Annotated in this window: 18 protein-coding genes; 6 read left to right on the forward strand and 12 right to left on the reverse strand. The window is 60.8% G+C overall.

The features are described 5' to 3' along the window. Positions 1-14 precede the first annotated feature (14 nt). Genes pqqC through BLU52_RS22350 form a run of 4 tightly spaced genes read left to right on the forward strand, consistent with a single transcriptional unit; the run spans position 15 to position 3,948 of the window. Positions 15-767: a pyrroloquinoline-quinone synthase PqqC gene (gene pqqC, locus BLU52_RS22335; RefSeq protein ID WP_090286883.1), complete on the forward strand. Its 753-nt coding sequence runs from the start codon at positions 15-17 to the stop codon at positions 765-767. Continuing rightward, positions 764-1,039 (forward strand): pyrroloquinoline quinone biosynthesis peptide chaperone PqqD, encoded by a 276-nt coding sequence (gene pqqD / locus BLU52_RS22340; protein ID WP_090286886.1) that lies wholly within the window; start codon positions 764-766, stop codon positions 1,037-1,039. Before pqqC ends, pqqD begins: the two co-directional genes overlap by 4 nt. Continuing rightward, a complete protein-coding gene (pqqE, locus tag BLU52_RS22345; RefSeq protein ID WP_197677992.1) occupies positions 1,032-2,171 on the forward strand; it encodes a pyrroloquinoline quinone biosynthesis protein PqqE in 1,140 nt (379 codons plus the stop codon). The genes pqqD and pqqE overlap by 8 nt, the downstream gene beginning before the upstream one ends. Beyond that, positions 2,137-3,948: a S9 family peptidase gene (locus BLU52_RS22350; RefSeq protein WP_090286890.1), complete on the forward strand. Its 1,812-nt coding sequence runs from the start codon at positions 2,137-2,139 to the stop codon at positions 3,946-3,948. Before pqqE ends, BLU52_RS22350 begins: the two co-directional genes overlap by 35 nt. Before the next feature lie 116 nt (positions 3,949-4,064). Here BLU52_RS22350 and BLU52_RS22355 read toward each other — a convergent pair whose 3' ends face one another. Both BLU52_RS22355 and BLU52_RS22360 read right to left on the reverse strand, forming a co-directional pair. Next, positions 4,065-4,223, reverse strand: coding sequence for a YqaE/Pmp3 family membrane protein (locus BLU52_RS22355; RefSeq protein ID WP_003228885.1), 159 nt, complete (start codon positions 4,221-4,223; stop codon positions 4,065-4,067). Between the two features lie 195 nt (positions 4,224-4,418). After that, positions 4,419-5,702, reverse strand: coding sequence for an aspartate aminotransferase family protein (locus BLU52_RS22360; RefSeq protein WP_090286892.1), 1,284 nt, complete (start codon positions 5,700-5,702; stop codon positions 4,419-4,421). A 169-nt stretch (positions 5,703-5,871) separates the two neighbouring features. On the opposite strand from BLU52_RS22360, the gene BLU52_RS22365 reads away from it, so the two are divergent. Further along, on the forward strand, positions 5,872-6,786 hold the full coding sequence (locus BLU52_RS22365) for a LysR family transcriptional regulator (protein WP_090286894.1): 915 nt from the start codon (positions 5,872-5,874) through the stop codon (positions 6,784-6,786). 227 nt (positions 6,787-7,013) lie between these two features. Here the strand turns inward: BLU52_RS22365 and BLU52_RS22370 are convergent, their stop codons facing one another. The 10 genes from BLU52_RS22370 to bioB form a co-directional block, all read right to left on the reverse strand. Next, positions 7,014-8,792, reverse strand: a complete 1,779-nt coding sequence (locus BLU52_RS22370) for an acyl-CoA dehydrogenase C-terminal domain-containing protein (protein ID WP_090286897.1) — start codon at positions 8,790-8,792, stop codon at positions 7,014-7,016. A gap of 182 nt (positions 8,793-8,974) precedes the next feature. After that, positions 8,975-10,771, reverse strand: a complete 1,797-nt coding sequence (locus BLU52_RS22375; RefSeq protein ID WP_090286900.1) for an acyl-CoA dehydrogenase C-terminal domain-containing protein — start codon at positions 10,769-10,771, stop codon at positions 8,975-8,977. Between the two features lie 90 nt (positions 10,772-10,861). Beyond that, the gene (locus tag BLU52_RS22380; protein WP_090286902.1) at positions 10,862-12,151 is read right to left on the reverse strand and encodes a GGDEF domain-containing protein; all 1,290 of its coding nucleotides are present in this window, start codon (positions 12,149-12,151) and stop codon (positions 10,862-10,864) included. A gap of 190 nt (positions 12,152-12,341) precedes the next feature. Continuing rightward, complete coding sequence (locus tag BLU52_RS22385) at positions 12,342-14,147, reverse strand: phenylacyl-CoA dehydrogenase (protein ID WP_090286907.1); 1,806 nt, start codon at positions 14,145-14,147, stop codon at positions 12,342-12,344. A 273-nt stretch (positions 14,148-14,420) separates the two neighbouring features. Then, positions 14,421-14,717 carry a pyrroloquinoline quinone biosynthesis protein PqqE gene (locus BLU52_RS22390; protein ID WP_090286910.1) on the reverse strand — a complete coding sequence of 99 codons (297 nt, stop codon included), beginning with the start codon at positions 14,715-14,717 and terminating at the stop codon, positions 14,421-14,423. 108 nt (positions 14,718-14,825) lie between these two features. After that, positions 14,826-15,506, reverse strand: a complete 681-nt coding sequence (gene bioD, locus BLU52_RS22395) for a dethiobiotin synthase (RefSeq protein WP_090286912.1) — start codon at positions 15,504-15,506, stop codon at positions 14,826-14,828. Further along, the gene (gene bioC, locus BLU52_RS22400; protein ID WP_090286914.1) at positions 15,503-16,312 is read right to left on the reverse strand and encodes a malonyl-ACP O-methyltransferase BioC; all 810 of its coding nucleotides are present in this window, start codon (positions 16,310-16,312) and stop codon (positions 15,503-15,505) included. The genes bioD and bioC overlap by 4 nt, the downstream gene beginning before the upstream one ends. Beyond that, positions 16,305-17,036 (reverse strand): alpha/beta fold hydrolase, encoded by a 732-nt coding sequence (locus tag BLU52_RS22405; protein ID WP_090286916.1) that lies wholly within the window; start codon positions 17,034-17,036, stop codon positions 16,305-16,307. The genes bioC and BLU52_RS22405 overlap by 8 nt, the downstream gene beginning before the upstream one ends. Then, on the reverse strand, positions 17,029-18,207 hold the full coding sequence (bioF, locus tag BLU52_RS22410; protein ID WP_090286918.1) for an 8-amino-7-oxononanoate synthase: 1,179 nt from the start codon (positions 18,205-18,207) through the stop codon (positions 17,029-17,031). The genes BLU52_RS22405 and bioF overlap by 8 nt, the downstream gene beginning before the upstream one ends. Positions 18,208-18,366: 159 nt before the next feature. After that, positions 18,367-19,422, reverse strand: coding sequence for a biotin synthase BioB (bioB, locus tag BLU52_RS22415; RefSeq protein WP_090286921.1), 1,056 nt, complete (start codon positions 19,420-19,422; stop codon positions 18,367-18,369). Positions 19,423-19,512: 90 nt separating this feature from the next. Between bioB and BLU52_RS22420 the strand changes: the two genes are divergently transcribed. Further along, positions 19,513-20,247: a ComF family protein gene (locus BLU52_RS22420; RefSeq protein WP_090286923.1), complete on the forward strand. Its 735-nt coding sequence runs from the start codon at positions 19,513-19,515 to the stop codon at positions 20,245-20,247. The last annotated feature ends 139 nt before the right edge of the window (positions 20,248-20,386 follow it).

Consider the following 20,386-nt stretch of genomic DNA (forward strand, 5'->3'; position numbering starts at 1 on the left):
TCCGGAGAACCGCAATGACCGACACCCCGCTGTCCCCCGCCGAATTCGAAGCGGCCCTGCGCGCCAAAGGCGCCTATTACCACATCTACCACCCCTACCATGTGGCGATGTACGAAGGCCGCGCCACTCGTGAACAGATTCAGGGCTGGGTCGCCAACCGCTTCTACTATCAGGTGAACATCCCCCTGAAGGATGCGGCGATCCTCGCCAATTGTCCGGATCGGGAAATCCGTCGCGAGTGGATTCAGCGCCTGCTCGACCACGACGGCGCTCCCGGCGAAGACGGCGGCATCGAAGCCTGGCTGCGTCTCGGCCAGGCGGTCGGCCTCGACCCGGATCAACTGCGCTCCCAGGAGCTGGTATTGCCCGGCGTGCGTTTCGCTGTCGACGCATACGTCAACTTCGCCCGCCGCGCCAGTTGGCAGGAGGCCGCCAGCAGTTCGCTGACCGAACTGTTCGCGCCGCAGATCCACCAGTCGCGTCTCGACAGCTGGCCGCAGCATTACCCGTGGATCGACCCGGCCGGTTACGAATACTTCCGCACCCGCCTCGGTCAGGCGCGTCGAGATGTCGAACACGGTCTGGCGATCACGCTCGAACACTACAAGACCCGCGAAGGTCAGGAGCGCATGCTGGAAATTCTCCAGTTCAAACTGGACATTCTTTGGAGCATGCTCGATGCCATGAGCATGGCCTACGAACTGAACCGTCCGCCGTATCACAGCGTCACTGATCAACGGGTCTGGCACAAAGGAATCAGCTTATGAGTTTCGACCGCAGCAAAGTCCCGAGCTGGCGTCCCGGCTACCGTTTCCAGTACGAACCGGCACAGAAAGGCCACGTGCTGCTGTACCCGGAGGGCATGATCAAGCTCAACGAAACCGCCGCGCTGATCGGCGGTTTGATTGATGGCGAACGCGATGTAGCGGCAATCATCGCCAAGCTCGACGAGCAGTTCCCCGGCGTGCCGGAACTCGGCGACGACATCGAGCAATTCATGGAGGTTGCCCGTGAGCAACACTGGCTCACCCTTGGCTGATCTGCCGGCCAAACCTGAAGTCGGCCTGCCGCTGTGGCTGCTCGCCGAGCTGACCTACCGCTGCCCGTTGCAATGCCCGTATTGCTCCAATCCGCTGGATTTTGCCGAGCAGGGTAAAGAGCTGACAACCGAACAGTGGATCAAGGTGTTCCGCGAGGCGCGGCAAATGGGTGCGGCGCAACTGGGATTTTCCGGTGGCGAACCGCTGGTGCGTCAGGATCTGGCCGATCTGATTCACGAAGCGCGGCAATTGGGTTTCTACACCAACCTGATCACCTCCGGCATCGGCCTGACCGAGCAGAAAATCAGTGACTTCAAAAAGGCCGGGCTCGATCACATCCAGATCAGTTTCCAGGCCAGCGACGAGCAAGTGAACAACCTGCTCGCCGGCTCGAAAAAAGCCTTCGCACAGAAGCTGGAAATGGCCCGCGCGGTGAAAGCCCACGGTTACCCGATGGTGCTGAACTTCGTCACCCACCGGCACAACATCGACAAGATCGACCGCATCATTGAGCTGTGCATTGCGCTGGAAGCCGACTTTGTTGAGCTCGCGACCTGCCAGTTCTATGGCTGGGCGCAGCTCAATCGCGTTGGCCTGTTGCCAACCAAAGAGCAACTGGTGCGCGCCGAGCGCATCACCAACGAATACCGGGCGAAGCTGGAAGCCGAAGGGCATCCGTGCAAACTGATTTTCGTCACCCCGGATTACTACGAAGAACGCCCGAAAGCCTGCATGAACGGCTGGGGCAGTATCTTTTTGACGGTGACACCGGACGGCACCGCCCTGCCCTGCCACGGCGCGCGTCAGTTGCCGGTGCAGTTTCCCAATGTGCGCGATCACAGCATGCAGCACATCTGGTACGACTCATTCGGCTTCAACCGCTTCCGCGGTTACGACTGGATGCCCGAGCCGTGCCGCTCGTGCGACGAGAAGGAAAAGGACTTCGGCGGCTGCCGCTGCCAGGCGTTCATGCTCACCGGCGATGCGAGCAACGCCGACCCGGTGTGCAGCAAGTCCGACCATCACGGCGTAATCCTCAAGGCCCGCGAAGAAGCCGAGAGCGCCACACACACCATCGAACAACTGGCCTTTCGCAATGAACGAAACTCACGCCTCATCGCCAAGGGCTGAGCCCTTTAGCGCTGCGCAAGCCGTCGCCGCCGGCGTCGATTTCGCCGAGTTGCAGCTCGGCGCCAACGGTCTGTTCTGGAATGAATATCGCCCGCAGGATGCGGCGTGCCGAATCTGGCACTGGCGCGATGGCGAGGCGCAATGTCTGACGCCGGATGCCTTCAGCGTGCGCAGCCGCGTGTACGAATATGGCGGTGGTGCGTTTTGTCTGACGCCTGACGGGGTAGTTTTCGTCAACGAGGCGGATCAGCAGGTGTATCGGCAAAACCTCAATGGTGCGCCTGAACCACTAACCTCCGGCGATTGCCGCTTTGGTGATTTGCAGTATGCGGGCGGGCAGATTCTGGCGGTTGAGGAACAGCACGATCAACATCGTTTGGTGGCGGTTGATCTGGCTGACGGTGTTCGGCACGTATTGGCTGAAGGCGCAGATTTTTATGCATCGCCTCTCTTGAGCCCGGACGGCCAACGCCTGGCGTGGATCGAGTGGAGCCGGCCGCATCAGCCTTGGACGTCGACTCGGTTGATGACCGCCCAGCGGTTGCCCGATGGCGGATTCGCTTCGCCGCGCTGCGTGGCTGGCGATGACATTGAGGAGTCGATTCAACAACCGCGCTTCGATGCCGAAGGTCGCCTGTATTGCCTGACTGATCGCGGTGGCTTCTGGCAACCGTGGGCGGAAACTGTCGGCGGTTTGGAACCATTGCCGGCTGCACTGGCCGATCATGCTCCGGCGCCGTGGCAACTGGGCGGCTGTACTTGGTTACCGTTAGGCGATTCGTTTATCGCCAGTTGGAGCGAAGGTGGTTTCGGTCGCCTGACACTTGGTGATGAAGATTTCACTGGTGACTACAGCCGCTTCCGTCATCTGGCTGCGGATCAGCAAAACATCTACTGCATTGCTGCCTCGCCGATCAGCCCCTCGGCGATCATTGCCATCGATCGAAAGACGCACGAAGTCACCGTGTTGGCCGGCGGCATAGCGCCGTTGCCCGCCGAACACATCAGCCGTCCGCAAACCCTGCGTTATCCAAGCGGTTCGGGTGAGGCGCACGGTTTCTTTTACCCGGCCGTGGCCGCCGAGAAGACTCCGCCACTGGTGGTGTTCATCCACGGCGGCCCGACATCGGCCTGCTATCCGATGCTCGACCCGCGCATCCAGTACTGGACGCAGCGCGGTTTTGCCGTCGCCGATCTCAACTATCGCGGCAGCAGCGGTTATGGCCGGCAATATCGCCAGGCTTTGCATTGGCGATGGGGTGAAGTGGATGTCGAAGATGCGTGCAACGTCGTCGCGTATCTCGCCGACCAAGGCTTGATCGACGGGCAGCGCGCGTTCATCCGGGGCGGCAGCGCGGGCGGCTACACCACGTTGTGCGCACTGGCGTTCAAGCAAGTCTTCCGCGCTGGCGCGAGTTTGTACGGGGTCAGCGACCCGGTGGCATTGGGCCGGGCAACGCACAAGTTCGAAGGTGACTATCTCGACTGGCTGATCGGCGATCCCGAGCAGGACGCCGAACGCTATGCCGCACGCACGCCATTGCTTCACGCAGACAATATCAGCGTGCCGGTGATTTTCTTTCAGGGTGAACTGGATGCGGTGGTCGTGCCGCAGCAGACCCGCGACATGGTCGCCGCACTTGAACGCAACGGTGTCCCGGTCGAAGCCCACTACTATGCCGATGAGCGCCACGGCTTCCGTCGTGCCGTTAATCAGGCGCATGCGCTGGAGCAGGAGTGGCAGTTTTATCGGCGGGTGATGGGGCTTGCAGACTGAGATCCGGGGTTGCCCGAATCGCTAGCAGGCTAGCTCCCACACTGGATTTGTGGTGTTCACAGAAAACCGGTGGGAGCTAGCCTGCTAGCGATGGCGATGTATCCATCGCCGTGCAATCAGCGCTTGGCGATGATATACACCGCATGCACGATACCCGGAATGTACCCGCACAGCGTCAGCAGAATGTTCAACCAGAACGCCCCGCCAAACCCGACCTGCAGAAACACACCCAGTGGCGGCAACAGAATAGCGATGATGATGCGAATAAAGTCCATGGGGCAGCTCCTGAATGGGGGTTGGCTCACTTGAGCCATACAAGCTAATCGACCTGCGCCGTTCGTCAGGGTTCAGTGCGTCTGCCATTTCATCGCCACCCTCCCCAAAAAAACGCCCCACGCCAAAAGCAATCAGGCGTGGGGCGTGCGTTATACCGCGAGACGGTTCTGGAAAATCGGGTAGGAAATGTCAGCTCAAACAGCAATCCCTTTGCGGCATTGCAACTGTGCGGTGCGCACTCGGGAGAATGCGCGGCCCAGGCGCAGGAGCATTTCGTCGATGTTGGTTTTGCTCACGGTGAGGGCCGGGGTGAAGCGCAGGCAGCCGGCCTGCGGGGCGTTGAGCAGCAGTCCTTCGTGGAGGCCGGCGTTGACTACGGCGTTGGCGCAATCGTCTGACAGGGTCAGTCCGTAGAACAAGCCTTGGCCGCGCAGGTCGCCGTGCCCGTAGCGGTGTGCCAATCGGGCCAGGCCTTCGCGCAGGTGCTGGCCGTTTTCTCTGACCTGGGCTAGAAAGCTGCGGTCCTGCACGCTGTCGAGTACAACCAGGCCCGCCGCCGTCATCAAGGCATTGCCGTGATGGGTGCCGCCCAACTCACCCGCGTCAAAACAACAAGCCTTGCCCCGGGCCAGCAGCGCCGCCAAAGGGACACCGCCGCCGAGGCCTTTGCCGAGCACGACGATATCGGCGCGCACGCCGTAGGACTGTTCGGCAAGCAAGTTGCCGCAGCGGCCGATGCCGGTTTGTACTTCGTCGAGGATCAGCAGAATGCCCAAGTCACGGCACAGGCGTTCGACACCTTTGAGGTAATGTTCGCTGGCCGGAATCACTCCGGCATCGCTCTGGATCGGTTCGAGCATGATCGCCACGGTCTGCGCATCGACCGCCGCATGCAGCGCCGACAAGTCGTTGAGCGGCACCTGATCGAAACCTGGCAGCAATGGCGCGAAACGATTCGCCAGGTTGCAGCTGTCCGAGGCGGGTATCGTCGCCAGACTCCGGCCATGACAGCCCTGCCTGGCGACGATGATGCGCGAAGCACCGCCACGATGCAGCTGACCCCATTTGCGCGCCAGTTTGATCGCCGCTTCACAGGCTTCGCTGCCGCTGTTGAGCAGATAGGCCTGATCGCTGCCGGTGCTGGCACACAGGCGCTCGGCGAGGCTGAGCATGCCGCGATTGTGCAAGTTGAAACCGGGATTAATCAGCGCCTGCGCCTGATTGGCGATGGCTTTGACCAGCACCGACGGGCTATGCCCGAGGCTGTTGGCCCCGCCTGCCTGGGAAAAATCCAGGTAGGCACGGTCATGGCTGTCCCACAGCCACGAACCCTGTCCGCGGACGAACACTTGCTGTGGACGCTGAACGCTGGGCATCAGACACTCGGCGCCGAGGTCGCCTTCAGCCTCGGTTGCACTGTTGTCCATAACGAGGTCATCGATATTCGGCGCCTGGCGCCGAAGACTGAACAGATTCATCGAAAAACACCTCGCTTGAAGTGTTTTGAACTGCCTATGCAAACCCTGTCGAAGCGAACGCTGATCATCGCGCTTTCTGGCCCTGTAAGCCCTGTGAATGCGGTTAGACTAGGCTCCCGGAAGGCTTCGGGCCATTTCGATTTACCAGCCATTTCGATAAGCGTTACTTATGGATTTCAAACAACTGCGTTATTTCGTCGCGGTCTACGAAGAGGGTCATGTCGGCCGCGCTGCCGAACGCCTGTCGATCTCGCAACCGGCGCTGTCGCAACAGATCCGCCAGCTCGAACAAAACCTCGACGTGACCCTGTTCGAGCGCAGCAGCAAGCGCCTGCTGCCGACGCTTGCAGCGCACACTTTGTACAACCACGCGTTGCCGCTGCTCGACGGTTTGCAACGGGCGCGCGAGGCGCTGGGCAACTTCAAGGGCCAGGCCCTGCGTACGCTGGCGATCGGTGTATTGCAAACGGTGCACACCAGCCTGGTGCCGCAGATGCTTGAACGGGTGCGCAAGGCCCAACCGCATCTGGTGGTGCAGATCTACGAGCTGACCGGACTGGAAATCGAGCGGCGTCTGCTCAACGGTTCGCTGGACATTGGCATCAGCTATCTGCCCCCGCGCCAACCGGGTCTGCACGGCATGATGCTCTATGAAGACGAACTGACCCTGGTGATTCCGGCGGACCATCCGTTGCGTGAATTCAAGAAAGTCTCGATGCGCCAGGCCGCCGAGTTGCCGATGTTGCTGCTGGGTGAGGAATTTCAGATCCGCCAGATCTGGCAGGCGCAACTGGCCAGCCTCGGTCGGCGCCCGCAGGTACAGGCCGAGTTGAACAATATGGTGGGGATTCTCGACAGCCTGCCGCATACCCGACTGGCGACAGTGCTGCCGGGGCAATCACAGCGGCAGTACGACGATGAGGATCTGCTGTGGAAACCGCTGAGCGAGCCACGGGTGCCGCTGAAGGTCGGCCTGGTGTGTCGCGATGTGCAACGCCAGCAGGCGTCACTCGCACTGCTGCGCGGTTTGCTCGAAGAAGTGCTGGAGCGCGAAGTGAAACCGGCGCTGGATCCGCTGGCCTGAAAACTTTTCTTCAGGCAAAAGAAAACCCCGCCGAAGCGGGGCTTTGCAGACTGTTTCCCTGACATCCATTTCACTCCGCCACCCTGGCAGAATCCTACGTGTCCGTGTTGTTGCTTTGCGCTTCCTGCGCGACGTCCATGAAATGTAGATTAGCCGTGGATCCAATTGGCGACTATGGGAGAACAGCAGCACGTCATGTAAGCGAATGCTTACATGACGCTATCGCATCAGAATTGAGCGGCATCCAGCAGGAACAGCGACTCGCTGCCGGCCTTGACTGAGGCGCTCAACGAGTGGATACGCGGCAGCAAACGGGCGAAGTAGAAGCGTGCGGTGCCCAGCTTGCTCGCGTAGAAATCTTCCTGCGCTTCTTTGCCCAGCGCGGCTTTGGCCATCAGTGCCCACATGTAGGCGTAGGCCGTGTAACCGAATGCTTGCAAATATTCGACAGAGGCCGCGCCGATTTCGTTCGGATTATTTTTCGCCCGGTCGAGCAGCCATGAAGTCAGCTCGTCCAGGGTATCGACTGCGTCGTTCAACGGCTTGGTGAATTCGCCCAGATCGGCGCTCGCGGTGGCAGTGAAATGGCGGATCTCATCGGCGAACAATTGATAGAACGCACCGCCGCTGCCGACGATCTTGCGCCCGACCAGGTCCAGTGCCTGGATGCCGTTGGTGCCTTCGTAGATCTGCGTGATGCGCACGTCACGCACCAGCTGCTCCTGGCCCCACTCGCGGATGTAGCCGTGGCCCCCGAAGATCTGCTGGCCATGCACGGTGGTTTCCAGACCCAGATCAGTAAGAAACGCTTTGGCCACCGGCGTCAGCAGTGCGACCAGATCTTCCGCACGTTTGCGCGTCGCCGGGTCTTCGCTGAACTTGGCGGTGTCGAGTTGCATCGCCACATATGTGGAGAACGCCCGGCCACCTTCGTTCGAGGCTTTCATTGTCAGCAGCATGCGTCGCACGTCAGGGTGAACGATGATCGGATCAGCGACCTTGTCCTTGTTCTGCGCGCCGGTCGGCGAACGGCTTTGCAGACGGTCACGGGCATACTCAACCGCGTTCTGATACGAACGCTCGCCGGTCGCCAGACCCTGAATACCCACGCCCAGACGCTCGTAATTCATCATGGTGAACATCGCGGCGAGGCCTTTGTTCGGCTCGCCGACCAGATAACCCACGGCTTCGTCGAAGTTCATCACACAGGTCGCGGACGCCTGAATGCCCATCTTGTGTTCGATCGAACCGCAGTTGGCCGGGTTGCGCGCGCCGAGGCTGCCGTCGGCATTGACCATGAACTTCGGCACCAGGAACAGCGAAATGCCCTTCGGACCCGCCGGGGCGTCCGGCAGCTTGGCCAGCACCAGGTGGATGATGTTCTCGGTGAGGTCGTGTTCGCCGCCAGTGATGAAGATCTTGGTGCCGCTGACCTTGTAGGAACCGTCGGCCTGTGGCTCGGCCTTGGTGCGAATAATTCCCAGGTCGGTGCCGGCGTGCGGCTCGGTCAGGCACATGGAACCGGCCCAAATCCCCGCGTACATGTTCGGCAGGTACGCCGCTTTCAGCTCTTCGCTGGCGTGGGCGTTGATCGACAGGCAGGCGCCGGCGGTCAGCATCGGATACAGACCGAACGCCAGGCTGGCGGAGTTGACCATTTCTTCGACCTGAGCCGATACAGCCTTGGGCATGCCCATGCCGCCGTAGACCGGATCACCGCCGACGCCGACCCAACCGCCTTCAGCATAGGTCTGATAAGCCTCGGGGAAACCGGCCGGTGTAGTCACGGCACCGTCGGCCCAGTGGCAGCCTTCTTCGTCAGCGGCGCGGCTCAGCGGGGCGATGCTTTTGCTGGTGACCTTGCCGGCTTCTTCGAGAATCGCTTCAACGGTTTCGGCGTCGACGGTCTCGGCCAGCGCCGGCAGTTCGGCCCAGAGTTTGGCGACTTCGAACACTTCATTGAGGACGAAGCGCATATCGCGCAGCGGCGCTTTGTAGTCGGCCATGGCAAACCTCGCAGGATCTGGAATAGGTGATTCGTGGAATGATGTTTTCTGTGAGCCCGAGTGTACCTCAACAACTTTTGCGACACATAGGGTCAGGCCATGACTGATTTGTTATTTTTAGTCATCACCGAATATACGAAAAAGAAGCCCGCAATCTGCGGGCTCTTTTTTGCCGCCAACCCTTAGAGCGCGAACAGCTCCGCCGGCAATTTCATCAGACAATCGCTGCCCGCCTCGATCGCCGCGCGATGTGCAGCGGTGCGTGGCAGCAGGCGCTTGAAGTAAAACTCGGCCGTCGCCAGTTTGCCGCGCAGAAAATCCGCCTCGCCTGTGCCCGCGTCCAGTTGCGCCTGCGCCACCAGGGCCATGCGCAACCAGAGGTAGCCGAGAATGATATAGCCGCTGTACATCAGATAATCGACCGAGGCCGCGCCGACTTCGTCGGGGTTCTTCATCGCTGCCATGCCGACCTTCAGAGTCAGATCGCCCCACTGCTGATTCAACTCATTGAGCTGCGCAACGAACGCACCCAACTGCGCATGCTCGGCGTTGGCGGCGCAGAACTTGTGAACGATTTTGGTAAAGCCGCGCAGCAACTTGCCCTGGCTGCCGAGCACCTTGCGCCCGAGCAGGTCCAGCGCCTGAATGCCATTGGTGCCTTCGTAGATCGGGGCGATGCGGCAGTCGCGCACCAGTTGCTCCATGCCCCATTCACGAATGAACCCATGGCCACCAAACACCTGCATGCCGTGGTTGGTCACCTCCAGCCCAGTGTCGGTCATGAACGCCTTGCAGATCGGCGTGAGAAACGCCAAGAGGTCTTCGGCCTCCTGACGCGCCTCGGCGTCGCTGCTCAAATGTGCGCTATCGAGGAGCTGCGCGGTGAAATAAGTCAGTGCTCGATTGCCTTCGTTGAAGGCTTTCATGGTCAGCAGCATGCGCCGAACGTCCGGGTGGACGATGATCGGATCGGCGGCTTTTTCCGGCGCTTTCGCGCCGGTCAGCGAGCGCATCTGCAGGCGGTCGTTGGCGTACTTGATCGCCCCCTGAAAGCTCGCCTCGCCCAGACACAAACCCTGCATGCCAGTGCCGAGGCGTGCGTGGTTCATCATGGTGAACATGCAGTTCAGGCCCTTGTTCGCCTCGCCGATCAGAAAACCTTTGGCGCCGTCGAAATTCAATACGCAGGTGGCCGAGGCCTTGATGCCCATCTTGTGTTCGATCGAACCGCAGGAAACGCCGTTGCGCTCGCCCGCTTCGCCTTCCGTATCGGGCAAAAACTTCGGCACGATGAACAGCGAGATGCCCTTGGTCCCGGCCGGCGCATCCGGCAGTTTGGCCAGCACCAGATGAACGATGTTGTCGCTCATGTCGTGCTCGCCGGCGGAGATGAAAATCTTGCTGCCGGTGATCGCGTAGCTGCCGTCGGCCTGCGGCACGGCGCGGGTCTTGATGATGCCCAGATCGGTGCCGCAATGCGCTTCGGTCAGGCACATGGTGCCAGTCCATTGCCCGGCGGTGAGTTTGCTCAGGTAGGTGTTTTTCTGTTCGCTACTGCCGTGGGCATGGATCGCCGACATGGCGCCGTGGGTCAGGCCCGGGTACATGCCCCAGGATGTGTTGCTGGAGCCGACCATCTCACTGATCACCAGCCCCAGCGAACTCGGCAGACCCTGACCGCCATAGGTCGGATCTGCAGCCAGACCATGCCAGCCCCCCTCCACGTATTGTGCGAAGGCTTGCTTGAAGCCTGTAGGCGTTGTCACCACACCGTTGTCGAAATGGCAGCCTTCTTCGTCACCGCTGCGATTGAGCGGCGCAAGCACGTTCTCACAGAACTTCGCGCCCTCCTCAAGGATCGCGTTGATCATGTCAGGACTGGCGTCATGGGCGCCGAGGGCAGCGTAATTGCTGTGAAAGTCGAAGACGTGGTCAATCAAAAAGCGCATGTCGCGCAAGGGAGCTTTGTACTCAGGCATGGTGGCTTCTCCGTCAGCAGATCGATTCAACCTACTGCCGGCCACCCCACCCGACAATCATTGTGCAGACGCTGAATGCGCCGTCATCACTCAACCCGCAGCGGTGCCCATGCGCACCGCGCCACGGCGGTTCTGCCCGAACGCCATCACGCAGTTACGCCCGGCACCCTTGGCGCTGTACAACGCCTGGTCGGCGGACTTGAGCACTTCTTCCGGCGTGCGCTGCTCGAGCCGCTCGGCGACGCCGATACTCACCGTGACCGACACCGCAGACGCTCCTGAACCTGCGCGGCGCTGGCGGCCTTGCTGGTCGTCCTGCGGGCGGTTTTCCTGGTTGCGCAACTGGATGCTGTAGGACGCAATCGACTCGCGGATCACCTCCAGGTGCGGCATGCATTCCTCGAGGGTCTTGCCTGCAAACACCAGGGCAAATTCCTCACCGCCATAGCGATACGCCCTACCGCCACCGCTGATTTTCGACAGCTTGCTGGCGACCAGACGCAAGACCTGGTCACCGACGTCGTGGCCGTGGGTGTCGTTGAATTTCTTGAAATGGTCGACGTCGCTCATCGCCAACACATAATTGCGCCCCAGGCGCTGCATGCGTTCGTTGAGCGCACGACGGCCCGGCAGACCGGTGAGCTCATCGCGAAAGGCCATTTGATAAGCCTCGTGCGCAACGGCGGCGGCAATCATCAACATCACCTGACTGCACATGATGTTCAGGGTAAACGGCAGGATGAAGGTTTTCGGCAGCATCCAGAACACGCCGAGCAAGCCGACCAGCTGCGCCGCGTGCAGCGGGCGCGGATGGCGCCAGTACTGCCAGGCCAACAGCAGGAACGACGAAATGAACACCGGATAGGACAGCTGGATCAGGCTCATCCACGCCCCGTGCAGCGCTGGCCAGCGGATTTCCGACAGCCAGATCAGCAGCGCCTGTGGGTAACTTTGTTCGAGCCCCAGCGCCACGCTGCCGAAGGCCAGCAGCACGGCAAAGCGCGCGACCATATCCTGAAACAGGTGCGTGCGTTCCTGCCACGCCGCAAACAGGCCGAACAACAGCGGCAAGAGCAGACATACCAGATGAAAGACCACCGCAGCGTCTTCACGGACCTTGCCGTTGTCGCGGTAATAATCGGTCTGGGTGTCGAGCAAGAAGTAGGCGATGTACACCGTGAGCATCAGAAACAGCTCACGCTGACGTCGGTAAACCGCGCAATACGCACCGCCCAACAGCAGTACCAGAGTCGGCAGCACGTTGAACAGCGAAGTGAAGAACACACTGAGGTCCTTGACGTACGCAGCCGCCAGCCCCGCCATTAACAGCAGAAGTGAGGGTAGGAAATGACTCAAACGTACAGCGGAAGAACGCGGCAAGGGTAAAACTCCGACCCGTCATGGCAAAGAGATAGCATTGTGCCTGCAATGTGCGCGTTTAAGCACTCACAATGTGATCCAGATCACATGCTGTCTCTGTAACGGCAGAAGCCCTGACTATCTGAGCGAATCGGCAATAAAAAACCGCTGCCCCTCACAGGGCAGCGGTTTCAGTGGACCGCGGCAGGACTTAATAACCCAGCGCGAAGTCTTCTTCTTTCATGTCCATCAGGTTGTTGGCGCCCGACAGCATAGTGGCCACGTGGGTGCGGGTACGCGGCAGGATGCGCTGGAAGTAGAAACGCGCGGTTTGCAGCTTGGCGGTGTAGAACGCCGCGTCGCCAGTGCCTTCTGCCAGCTTCTCGGCAGCCAGGCGTGCCATGTCGGCCCAGAAATACGCCAGGCAGGCATAACCGGAGTACATCAGGTAATCCACGGAGGCCGCGCCGACTTCTTCGCGATCTTTCATGGCGGCCATACCGACCTTCATGGTCAGCTCGCCCCATTCCTTGTTCAGTGCCGCCAATGGTGCGACGAATTCTTTGACGGCTTCGTTGCCTTCGTTGTTCTGGCAGAACTTGTGGACGATCTTGGTGAAACCCTTGAGGGCTTCGCCTTGAGTCATCAGCACTTTACGGCCCAGCAGGTCGAGGGCCTGGATACCGGTGGTGCCTTCGTACAGCATCGAAATGCGGCTGTCGCGAACGTTCTGCTCCATGCCCCACTCGGCGATGAAACCGTGACCGCCGTAGATCTGCACGCCGTGGTTGGCGGCTTCGAAACCGACTTCGGTCATAAAGGCTTTGGCAATCGGCGTCATGAACGCGAGCAGAGCGTCGGCTTTCTTTTTCTCTTCTTCGTCGACGCCGTATTTGACGATGTCGACCTGTTTGGCGGTGAAGTACACCATCGCCCGGTTGCCTTCGGCGAACGCCTTCATGGTCAACAGCATGCGGCGTACGTCAGGGTGGACGATGATCGGGTCTGCGGCTTTGTCCGGCGCTTTCGGGCCAGTCAGCGAACGCATTTGCAGGCGATCGCGAGCGTATTTCAGGCCGCCCTGGAAACCGATTTCGGCATGGGCCAGACCTTGCAGCGCGGTGCCCAGACGAGCGGTGTTCATAAAGGTGAACATGCAGTTCAGGCCTTTGTTCGCCGGGCCGATCAGAAAGCCGGTGGCGCCGTCGAAGTTCATTACACAGGTGGCGTTACCGTGGATGCCCATCTTGTGTTCCAGCGAACCGCAGGTCACTGCGTTGCGCGCACCGACGGTGCCGTCAGCGTTCGGCATGAACTTGGGAACGATGAACAACGAGATGCCTTTGGTGCCAGCCGGTGCGTCCGGCAGGCGGGCCAGTACGATGTGGACGATGTTGTCGGCCATGTCGTGTTCACCGGCCGAGATGAAGATCTTGGTGCCGGACACTTTGTAGGAACCGTCGGCCTGTGGTTCGGCCTTGGTGCGCAGCATGCCCAGGTCGGTGCCGCAGTGCGGTTCGGTCAGGCACATGGTGCCGGTCCATTCGCCGGAGACCAGCTTGGTCAGATAGGCGTCCTGCTGCTCAGGGGTGCCGTGCTCGGAAATGGTGTTCATCGCACCGTGCGACAGGCCCGGGTACATGCCCCACGACCAGTTGGCCTCGCCAACCATTTCGCTCACCGCCAGACCCAGCGACTCCGGCAGGCCTTGACCGCCATGCGCAACGTCATGGGCCAGGCTTGGCCAGCCACCTTCGACAAATTGCTTGTAAGCCTCTTTGAAGCCGGTCGGAGTTTTCACGCCGGACTCGCTCCAGGTGCAACCTTCGAGGTCGCCCACGCGGTTCAGCGGTGCCAGTACCTGCTCACAAAACTTGGCGCCTTCTTCGAGAATGGCGTCAACCATGTCCGGAGTTGCGTCTGCGCAAGCCGGAAGGCTCTGATAGTGCGCTTCGTAGCCGAGCAGTTCGTCACGAACGAAGCGAATATCACGCAAGGGGGCCTTGTAGTCAGGCATAGCGATAAACCTCTGCTGATGTAACCGGGAATGAACGACCGCGTTGATTTGTTGTGACGGTCAAACAGTTGTTTGAAACATACGTTTACGCCGAAATCTTGTCAAGCGGCGATGTTTTGCCGTTCGTCTTCATGTTTTTTCAGAGGTGCGCACGGCAAATCGCCACAGACTCGAACGAGCTGTGGGCGCTGCGAAAAGATTAGTTGAGAGAGAAGGACTTACACGAAAACGCCGCGACAAGGCGCGGCGTTCACTAGCGAAATGAGAAACGGATCAGGCAAAGGTGTCGATGATCGTCCCGAGCATTTCGTCGGAAGCCTTGGCCACTTTCACGCCCAGCTCCGCCTGAATCTTGCCTTGGGACATTTCGACCATATTGCTGGCCAGATCCGATTGTTGAGCGCGATCCACCCCACGCAGGCGATCGACCTGCACTTCGGACGACTGGCTGGTCACCGAACGTTCAATGGTGTTGTTGGCGATCTGGCTGGCGGCCTGGTCGACACGGTTCTGCCCGCTCTGAATCGAGCTCAGACCTGCATAAAAAGCGGTACTGCCGGAGATTTCCATAACGACTCTCATCCCTTGAAAGGATCAATAGGCGCCATTGAAGCAGAGGCGTCAGAAAAACACCCGTCAAAAACACTAATGGCACAGTGCCTGCCCATAGAGAAAAGCTTAGTCGAGCAAATCCAACTGCAGATGCGCGGCCACGGCTTCAGCGCTCGGCGCTTTGAGTTTCGGCACGCGGCCCAGGCACGGTGCGGGAATCCGCTCAGCCAGTGTCGCCAGGTTCTCTTCCAGCCGCGACGTCTTTGGATCGATGATATTTGCCACCCACCCGGCTAGCTGCAGACCATCCCGAGCAATTGCCTCGGCCGTGAGCAAGGCATGGCTGATGCAACCCAACCGCACGCCGACCACCAGAATCACCGGCAGCTTCAGCGCGATCGCCAGATCCGACAGATTATCCTGATCGGCCAACGGCACCCGCCAGCCGCCGGCACCTTCGATCAAGGTGAAATCGGCGTTCATCGCGAGGATCCCGCGCATCGGCGCCAGCAACGATTGCACAGTCAACGCCACACCCGCTTCGCGCGCCGCCAGATGCGGAGCGATAGCCGGTTCGAACGCCAACGGATTGACCTGTTGATACGTCAGCGGCAACGAGCACTCGGCCAACAACGCCAGCGCATCGGCGTTGCGCAAACCCTTGGGCGTGACTTCGCACCCCGACGCCACCGGTTTGCCCGCCGCCGTACTCAACCCCGCCGAGCGCGCCGCGTGCAGCAAACCGGCGGCGACGGTGGTCTTGCCGACATCGGTGTCGGTACCTGTAATGAAATAGGCTGCGCTCATAAGGGTTTCTCCAACACGGCGTAGACCACCTGATAAGTCGCGGGCAATCCCGACGCCTCGCGGAACCGCTCGTAAGCCTCGACCAGCCCGAGAATCCGCGCGCGCCCGGTCAAACCACCTGGCCGCCCGGGATTGAGGTTGTGCGCACCCAGCGCTTTCAGCTCATGAGTCAAACTGCGCACATCCGGGTAATGCAGCACGTGCGGCAGATTCGCCTGACTCAGCGTGCGCAGGCCACTGGCTGCGCACGCCTGTTCATATCGAGCAACTTCGCGGAAGCGATTGACGTGCACCAGTCCGTCGACTTGCCGCCAGCTCTCGCGCAGTTCAAACAATGTCCCTGTGCAAAGACTAGCAAATGCAAAAATCCCGCCCGGTTTCAGCACGCGAAAAGCCTCGCTGAGCACCGCCTCGAAATCCGCACACCACTGCACCGCGAGGCTGGAGAAGATCAGATCACAGGTCGAATCCTGCAACGGCAGGCGCTCCGCATCGCCGGCAATGAAATGCTCGGCGCCGCCCAGCGGCCGCGCGTGGTTGAGCATGCCCTGGGCAATATCCAGCGCCAGCCCCTGGCCTTCGGTAAAACGTGAGCCCAGCGCGCGGGTGAAATAGCCGGTGCCACAGCCCAGGTCCAGCCAACGCGTGGGGACGAAATCCAGCGGTAAACGCGCAAGCAACTGAGTACCGACATCACGTTGCAGCTCGGCGACGCTGTCATAACTGGCCGCCGCTCGGGAAAAAGACGCCGCAACCTGACGCTTGTCGGGCAAGCCGCCCGGCAGCACAAGGGACAAATCAGTCATCAGCGCACTCGTGTAGAAAAGCCTGGATCGCGCCCGCCAGTCCGTGGGGGTCTTCCAGAAGAAATGCATGGCTGGCCTGTTCGATCAGGCCAATTTCGATATCCGGCAACAACGCAAACAACGCCCCGGCGGCTTCCGCGGGCACCAGACCGTCCTGGCCGGCGAACAGATGCAACTGCGGTCCGCGAAACGCTTGCAGCGCCTCGCGAATATCCATCTGCGCGAGCAACTCGAGCCCGGCCATCAATACGGCAGGCGAGGTGCCTGGTGCCGCGCCGAGCAGCAGTCGGGACAAGCCGCGCGGATCTTGCGCCCCTTGGGCGCACAGCAGCGAAAAGCGTTTGAGGGTCGTGCGCGGGTCGGCCTGGCAACCGGCCAGAAACGCATCGAACGTCTCGGCCGGCATCGCACTCGGCCACTGCTCATGAGCAACAAAACACGGATTGCTCGCCAGCGTCAGCACACCGCAGCAATGATCGCCACGGCGCGCCGCCAGTCCGGCCGCCAGCATGCCGCCCAGCGACCAGCCGCCAAGCCACACGTCTTGAGGAATACGTTCATCGAGTTCATCGAGCCAATCCTGCGGATCACTGGAATCCAGCTCAGGCAACGGCTCGATGCTGACCGTCAGATGCTCGTCCAGCCCGTGCAATGCGGCCGCCAAGGGTTCCATTGCCGAAATGCCAAGGCCCCAGCCGGGCAACAGAATCAGACGATCACGCATGGCTTGGCTCCGACGATAGCCGGGCGTAGCAATCGGCCAGTCCCTCTAACAATAGCTGCACCTGCGCCTCGCTGTGGGCGGCGGTCAAGGTCACACGCAGCCGCGCGCTGCCGGCGGGGACGGTCGGCGGGCGGATCGCCGTGACCATCAACCCGCGCTCGCGCAGCATCTGCGACAGGCGCAGCGCACGTCCGGCATCGCCAATCAGGATCGGCTGAATCGGGGTGAAGCTGTCCATCAATTGCAGACCGATCTGCTCGGCGCCCTGGCGGAACTGGCGAATCAACGTCTGCAGATGTTCGCGACGCCAGTGTTCGCTGCGCAGCAGTTCGAGGCTTTTCAGCGTCGCGCAGGCCAACGCCGGTGGCTGGCTGGTGGTGTAAATGTAGGGGCGGGCGAACTGGATCAGGCTCTCGATCAGCTCTTCGCTGCCGGCCACGAATGCGCCCGCTGTGCCGAACGCCTTGCCGAGGGTGCCGACCAGAACGGGGACGTCTTCCTGGCTCAGGCCGAAATGCTCGACGACGCCTGCGCCCGTCGCGCCGAGCGGGCCGAAACCGTGGGCATCATCGACCATCAACCAGGCACCTTTGGCTTTGGCTTCACGGGCCAGTGCCGGCAGATCGGCGATATCACCGTCCATGCTGAACACACCGTCAGTGACCACCAGGGTATTGCCGGTGGCTTTCTCCAGACGATTGGCCAGGCTTTGCGCGTCGTTATGCAGATAGCGATTGAATCGCGCGCCGGACAACAGCCCGGCATCCAGCAGCGAAGCGTGATTGAGGCGATCTTCGAGGACTGTATCGCCCTGCCCGACCAGCGCCGTAACCGCGCCGAGATTGGCCATGTAGCCGGTGGTGAACAACAGCGCACGCGGCCGACCGGTCAGGTCCGCCAGCGCTTCTTCGAGTGCGTGATGCGGGCCGCTGTGGCCGATCACCAGGTGCGAGGCGCCACCGCCGACGCCCCAGCGCTCGGCCCCGGCGCGCCAGGCTTCGATCACTTGCGGATGATTGGCCAGGCCCAGGTAATCGTTGTTGCAGAAGGCCAGCAACGGTTTGCCGTCGACCACCACTTGCGGCCCTTGCGGTGATTCAAGCAGCGGGCGTTGGCGGTAGAGGTTGTCGGCACGGCGGGCGGCAAGGCGTGCGGCGAGATCGAAAGACATGCAGGCCTCGATTTTCAAATGACACCAATTCCCTGTGGGAGCGAGCCTGCTCGCGAAGGGGCCGGCAACTTCAATATCAACGGTGGCTGACACGCCGCCTTCGCGAGCAGGCTCGCTCCCACAGGGGTACTGCATTCCATCAGACGCATTCGCGCATTTTCAGACGGCAGCGTTGTAGAACTGCTCGCTGCTCTTCTGCTCCACCAACGCCTGCTCGATTGCCGCCTGATGCACTTCATCGGCGTGCTCTTCGCGCGCTTCCGGCTGGATGCCCAGGCGTGCGAACAACTGCATGTCCTTGTCCGCCTGGGGGTTGGCGGTGGTGAGCAGCTTGTCGCCATAGAAAATCGAGTTGGCGCCGGCGAAAAACGCCAGCGCCTGCATCTGCTCGTTCATTGCTTCGCGGCCGGCGGACAGGCGTACATGGGATTGCGGCATAAGAATGCGCGCCACGGCGAGCATGCGGATGAAATCGAACGGATCGATGTCTTCGGCATTTTCCAGCGGCGTGCCGGCGACCTTGACCAGCATGTTGATCGGCACCGATTCCGGATGCTCCGGCAGGTTGGCCAGTTGGATCAGCAAATTGGCGCGGTCGTCCAGCGACTCGCCCATGCCGAGAATGCCGCCGGAGCAGATCTTCATGCCCGACTCACGCACGTAAGCCAGCGTCTGCAACCGCTCGCTGTAAGTGCGCGTGGTGATGATGCTGCCGTAGAACTCCGGCGAGGTGTCGAGGTTGTGGTTGTAGTAGTCGAGGCCAGCCTTGGCCAGCGCTTCGGTCTGCTCCTGGTCCAGTCGCCCCAGAGTCATGCAGGTTTCCAGGCCCATGGCTTTGACGCCTTCGACCATCTTCAGCACATAGGGCATGTCCTTGGCCGAAGGATGCTTCCACGCGGCGCCCATGCAGAAGCGCGTCGAGCCGATGGCTTTGGCGCGCGCCGCCTCTTCGAGGACTTTCTGCACTTCCATCAGCTTTTCTTTTTCAAGACCGGTGTTGTAGTGACCGGACTGCGGGCAGTACTTGCAGTCTTCCGGGCAGGCGCCGGTCTTGATCGACAGCAGCGTGGAGACTTGAACGCGGTTGGCGTTGAAGTGTGCGCGGTGCACCGTTTGCGCCTGGAACAGCAAGTCGTTGAATGGCTGTACGAAGAGTGCTTTGACTTCGGCCAGAGACCAATCGTGACGCAGGGTGGCGGTGGTGCTCGCGCTCATGGGCAATTCCTTGGTTATGCTTGGCTGGCGCCGGGGAAACGGAATACCCACAGGCGCCACACGGATGTTCGGCATATTTAAGGAAGTGTCATGCGCTGTCAACCACGATACGAAGGACCGGTTTACATCTGTTTAAATAATGTACAGACCTGCTTGTTGTGTGATGAGCCCGCAGAAGCAGAAATGCCAATCTGCGTGGCCTGCGAAACCGAGCTGCCATGGCTCGGCAGCCATTGCCAGCGCTGCGCGTTGCCCTTGATTGCCGATGGCCTGACCTGCGGAGCGTGCCTGCTAGAGCCTCCGGCCTTTGCGCAGGTCGCCGCGCCTTGGCTGTATGGCTTCCCGGTGGACAGTCTGATTACGCGTTTTAAACACAACGCAAAATGGCCGTTTGGCCACCTGCTCGCCGACGTTCTCGGGCAATACCTGCAACATCGCTTCGATGAAGATCTGGCGAGGCCCGATGCATTGGTGCCAGTGCCACTGGCCCGTAAACGCTTGCGTCAACGCGGGTTCAACCAGGCCGCGATGCTCGCACGGTGGCTGAGCGAATCGATGAATCTGCCTTGCGAAGAACAGATCTTGCGTCGCGTCAAAGAGACTGATGCGCAGCAGGATCTCGACGCCAATGCGCGCAAACACAATTTGCGCAACGCCTTCGATCTGGTGCCAAACGCGGCGGTGAACGGCCGGCATTTCGCGCTGATTGATGACGTGCTGACCACTGGCGCCACTGTTCAGGCGCTGGCCCGCTTGTTGATGAGCGCAGGTGCGGCGCGAGTTGATGTGTATTGCCTGGCCCGCACGCCGAAACCCGGAAGCTGATCTGCTCACAATCCCCTGTAGGAGTAAGCCTGCTCGCGATAGCGGTAGATCAGCCAGCGTAGATGTCGCCTTTGATGGCGCCATCGCGAGCAGGCTCACTCCTACAGGTTTTGGGCCTGACTTGACTCCGGCGCTCGAA

It is taken from the genome of Pseudomonas granadensis (assembly GCF_900105485.1).
In the GTDB taxonomy this organism is placed as follows: Bacteria; Pseudomonadota; Gammaproteobacteria; order Pseudomonadales; family Pseudomonadaceae; genus Aquipseudomonas; species Aquipseudomonas granadensis.

What these genes read in the sequence shown, in the direction of transcription:
- pqqC (WP_090286883.1), top strand. Translation starts at nt 15, where the DNA reads ATGACCGACACCCCGCTGTCCCCCGCCGAATTCGAAGCGGCCCTGCGC.
- pqqD (WP_090286886.1), top strand. Translation starts at nt 764, where the DNA reads ATGAGTTTCGACCGCAGCAAAGTCCCGAGCTGGCGTCCCGGCTACCGT.
- BLU52_RS22350 (WP_090286890.1), top strand. Translation starts at nt 2,137, where the DNA reads ATGAACGAAACTCACGCCTCATCGCCAAGGGCTGAGCCCTTTAGCGCT.
- BLU52_RS22355 (WP_003228885.1), bottom strand. Translation starts at nt 4,223, where the DNA reads ATGGACTTTATTCGCATCATCATCGCTATTCTGTTGCCGCCACTGGGT.
- BLU52_RS22360 (WP_090286892.1), bottom strand. Translation starts at nt 5,702, where the DNA reads ATGAATCTGTTCAGTCTTCGGCGCCAGGCGCCGAATATCGATGACCTC.
- BLU52_RS22365 (WP_090286894.1), top strand. Translation starts at nt 5,872, where the DNA reads ATGGATTTCAAACAACTGCGTTATTTCGTCGCGGTCTACGAAGAGGGT.
- BLU52_RS22370 (WP_090286897.1), bottom strand. Translation starts at nt 8,792, where the DNA reads ATGGCCGACTACAAAGCGCCGCTGCGCGATATGCGCTTCGTCCTCAAT.
- BLU52_RS22375 (WP_090286900.1), bottom strand. Translation starts at nt 10,771, where the DNA reads ATGCCTGAGTACAAAGCTCCCTTGCGCGACATGCGCTTTTTGATTGAC.
- BLU52_RS22385 (WP_090286907.1), bottom strand. Translation starts at nt 14,147, where the DNA reads ATGCCTGACTACAAGGCCCCCTTGCGTGATATTCGCTTCGTTCGTGAC.
- BLU52_RS22390 (WP_090286910.1), bottom strand. Translation starts at nt 14,717, where the DNA reads ATGGAAATCTCCGGCAGTACCGCTTTTTATGCAGGTCTGAGCTCGATT.
- bioD (WP_090286912.1), bottom strand. Translation starts at nt 15,506, where the DNA reads ATGAGCGCAGCCTATTTCATTACAGGTACCGACACCGATGTCGGCAAG.
- bioC (WP_090286914.1), bottom strand. Translation starts at nt 16,312, where the DNA reads ATGACTGATTTGTCCCTTGTGCTGCCGGGCGGCTTGCCCGACAAGCGT.
- BLU52_RS22405 (WP_090286916.1), bottom strand. Translation starts at nt 17,036, where the DNA reads ATGCGTGATCGTCTGATTCTGTTGCCCGGCTGGGGCCTTGGCATTTCG.
- bioF (WP_090286918.1), bottom strand. Translation starts at nt 18,207, where the DNA reads ATGTCTTTCGATCTCGCCGCACGCCTTGCCGCCCGCCGTGCCGACAAC.
- bioB (WP_090286921.1), bottom strand. Translation starts at nt 19,422, where the DNA reads ATGAGCGCGAGCACCACCGCCACCCTGCGTCACGATTGGTCTCTGGCC.
- BLU52_RS22420 (WP_090286923.1), top strand. Translation starts at nt 19,513, where the DNA reads ATGCGCTGTCAACCACGATACGAAGGACCGGTTTACATCTGTTTAAAT.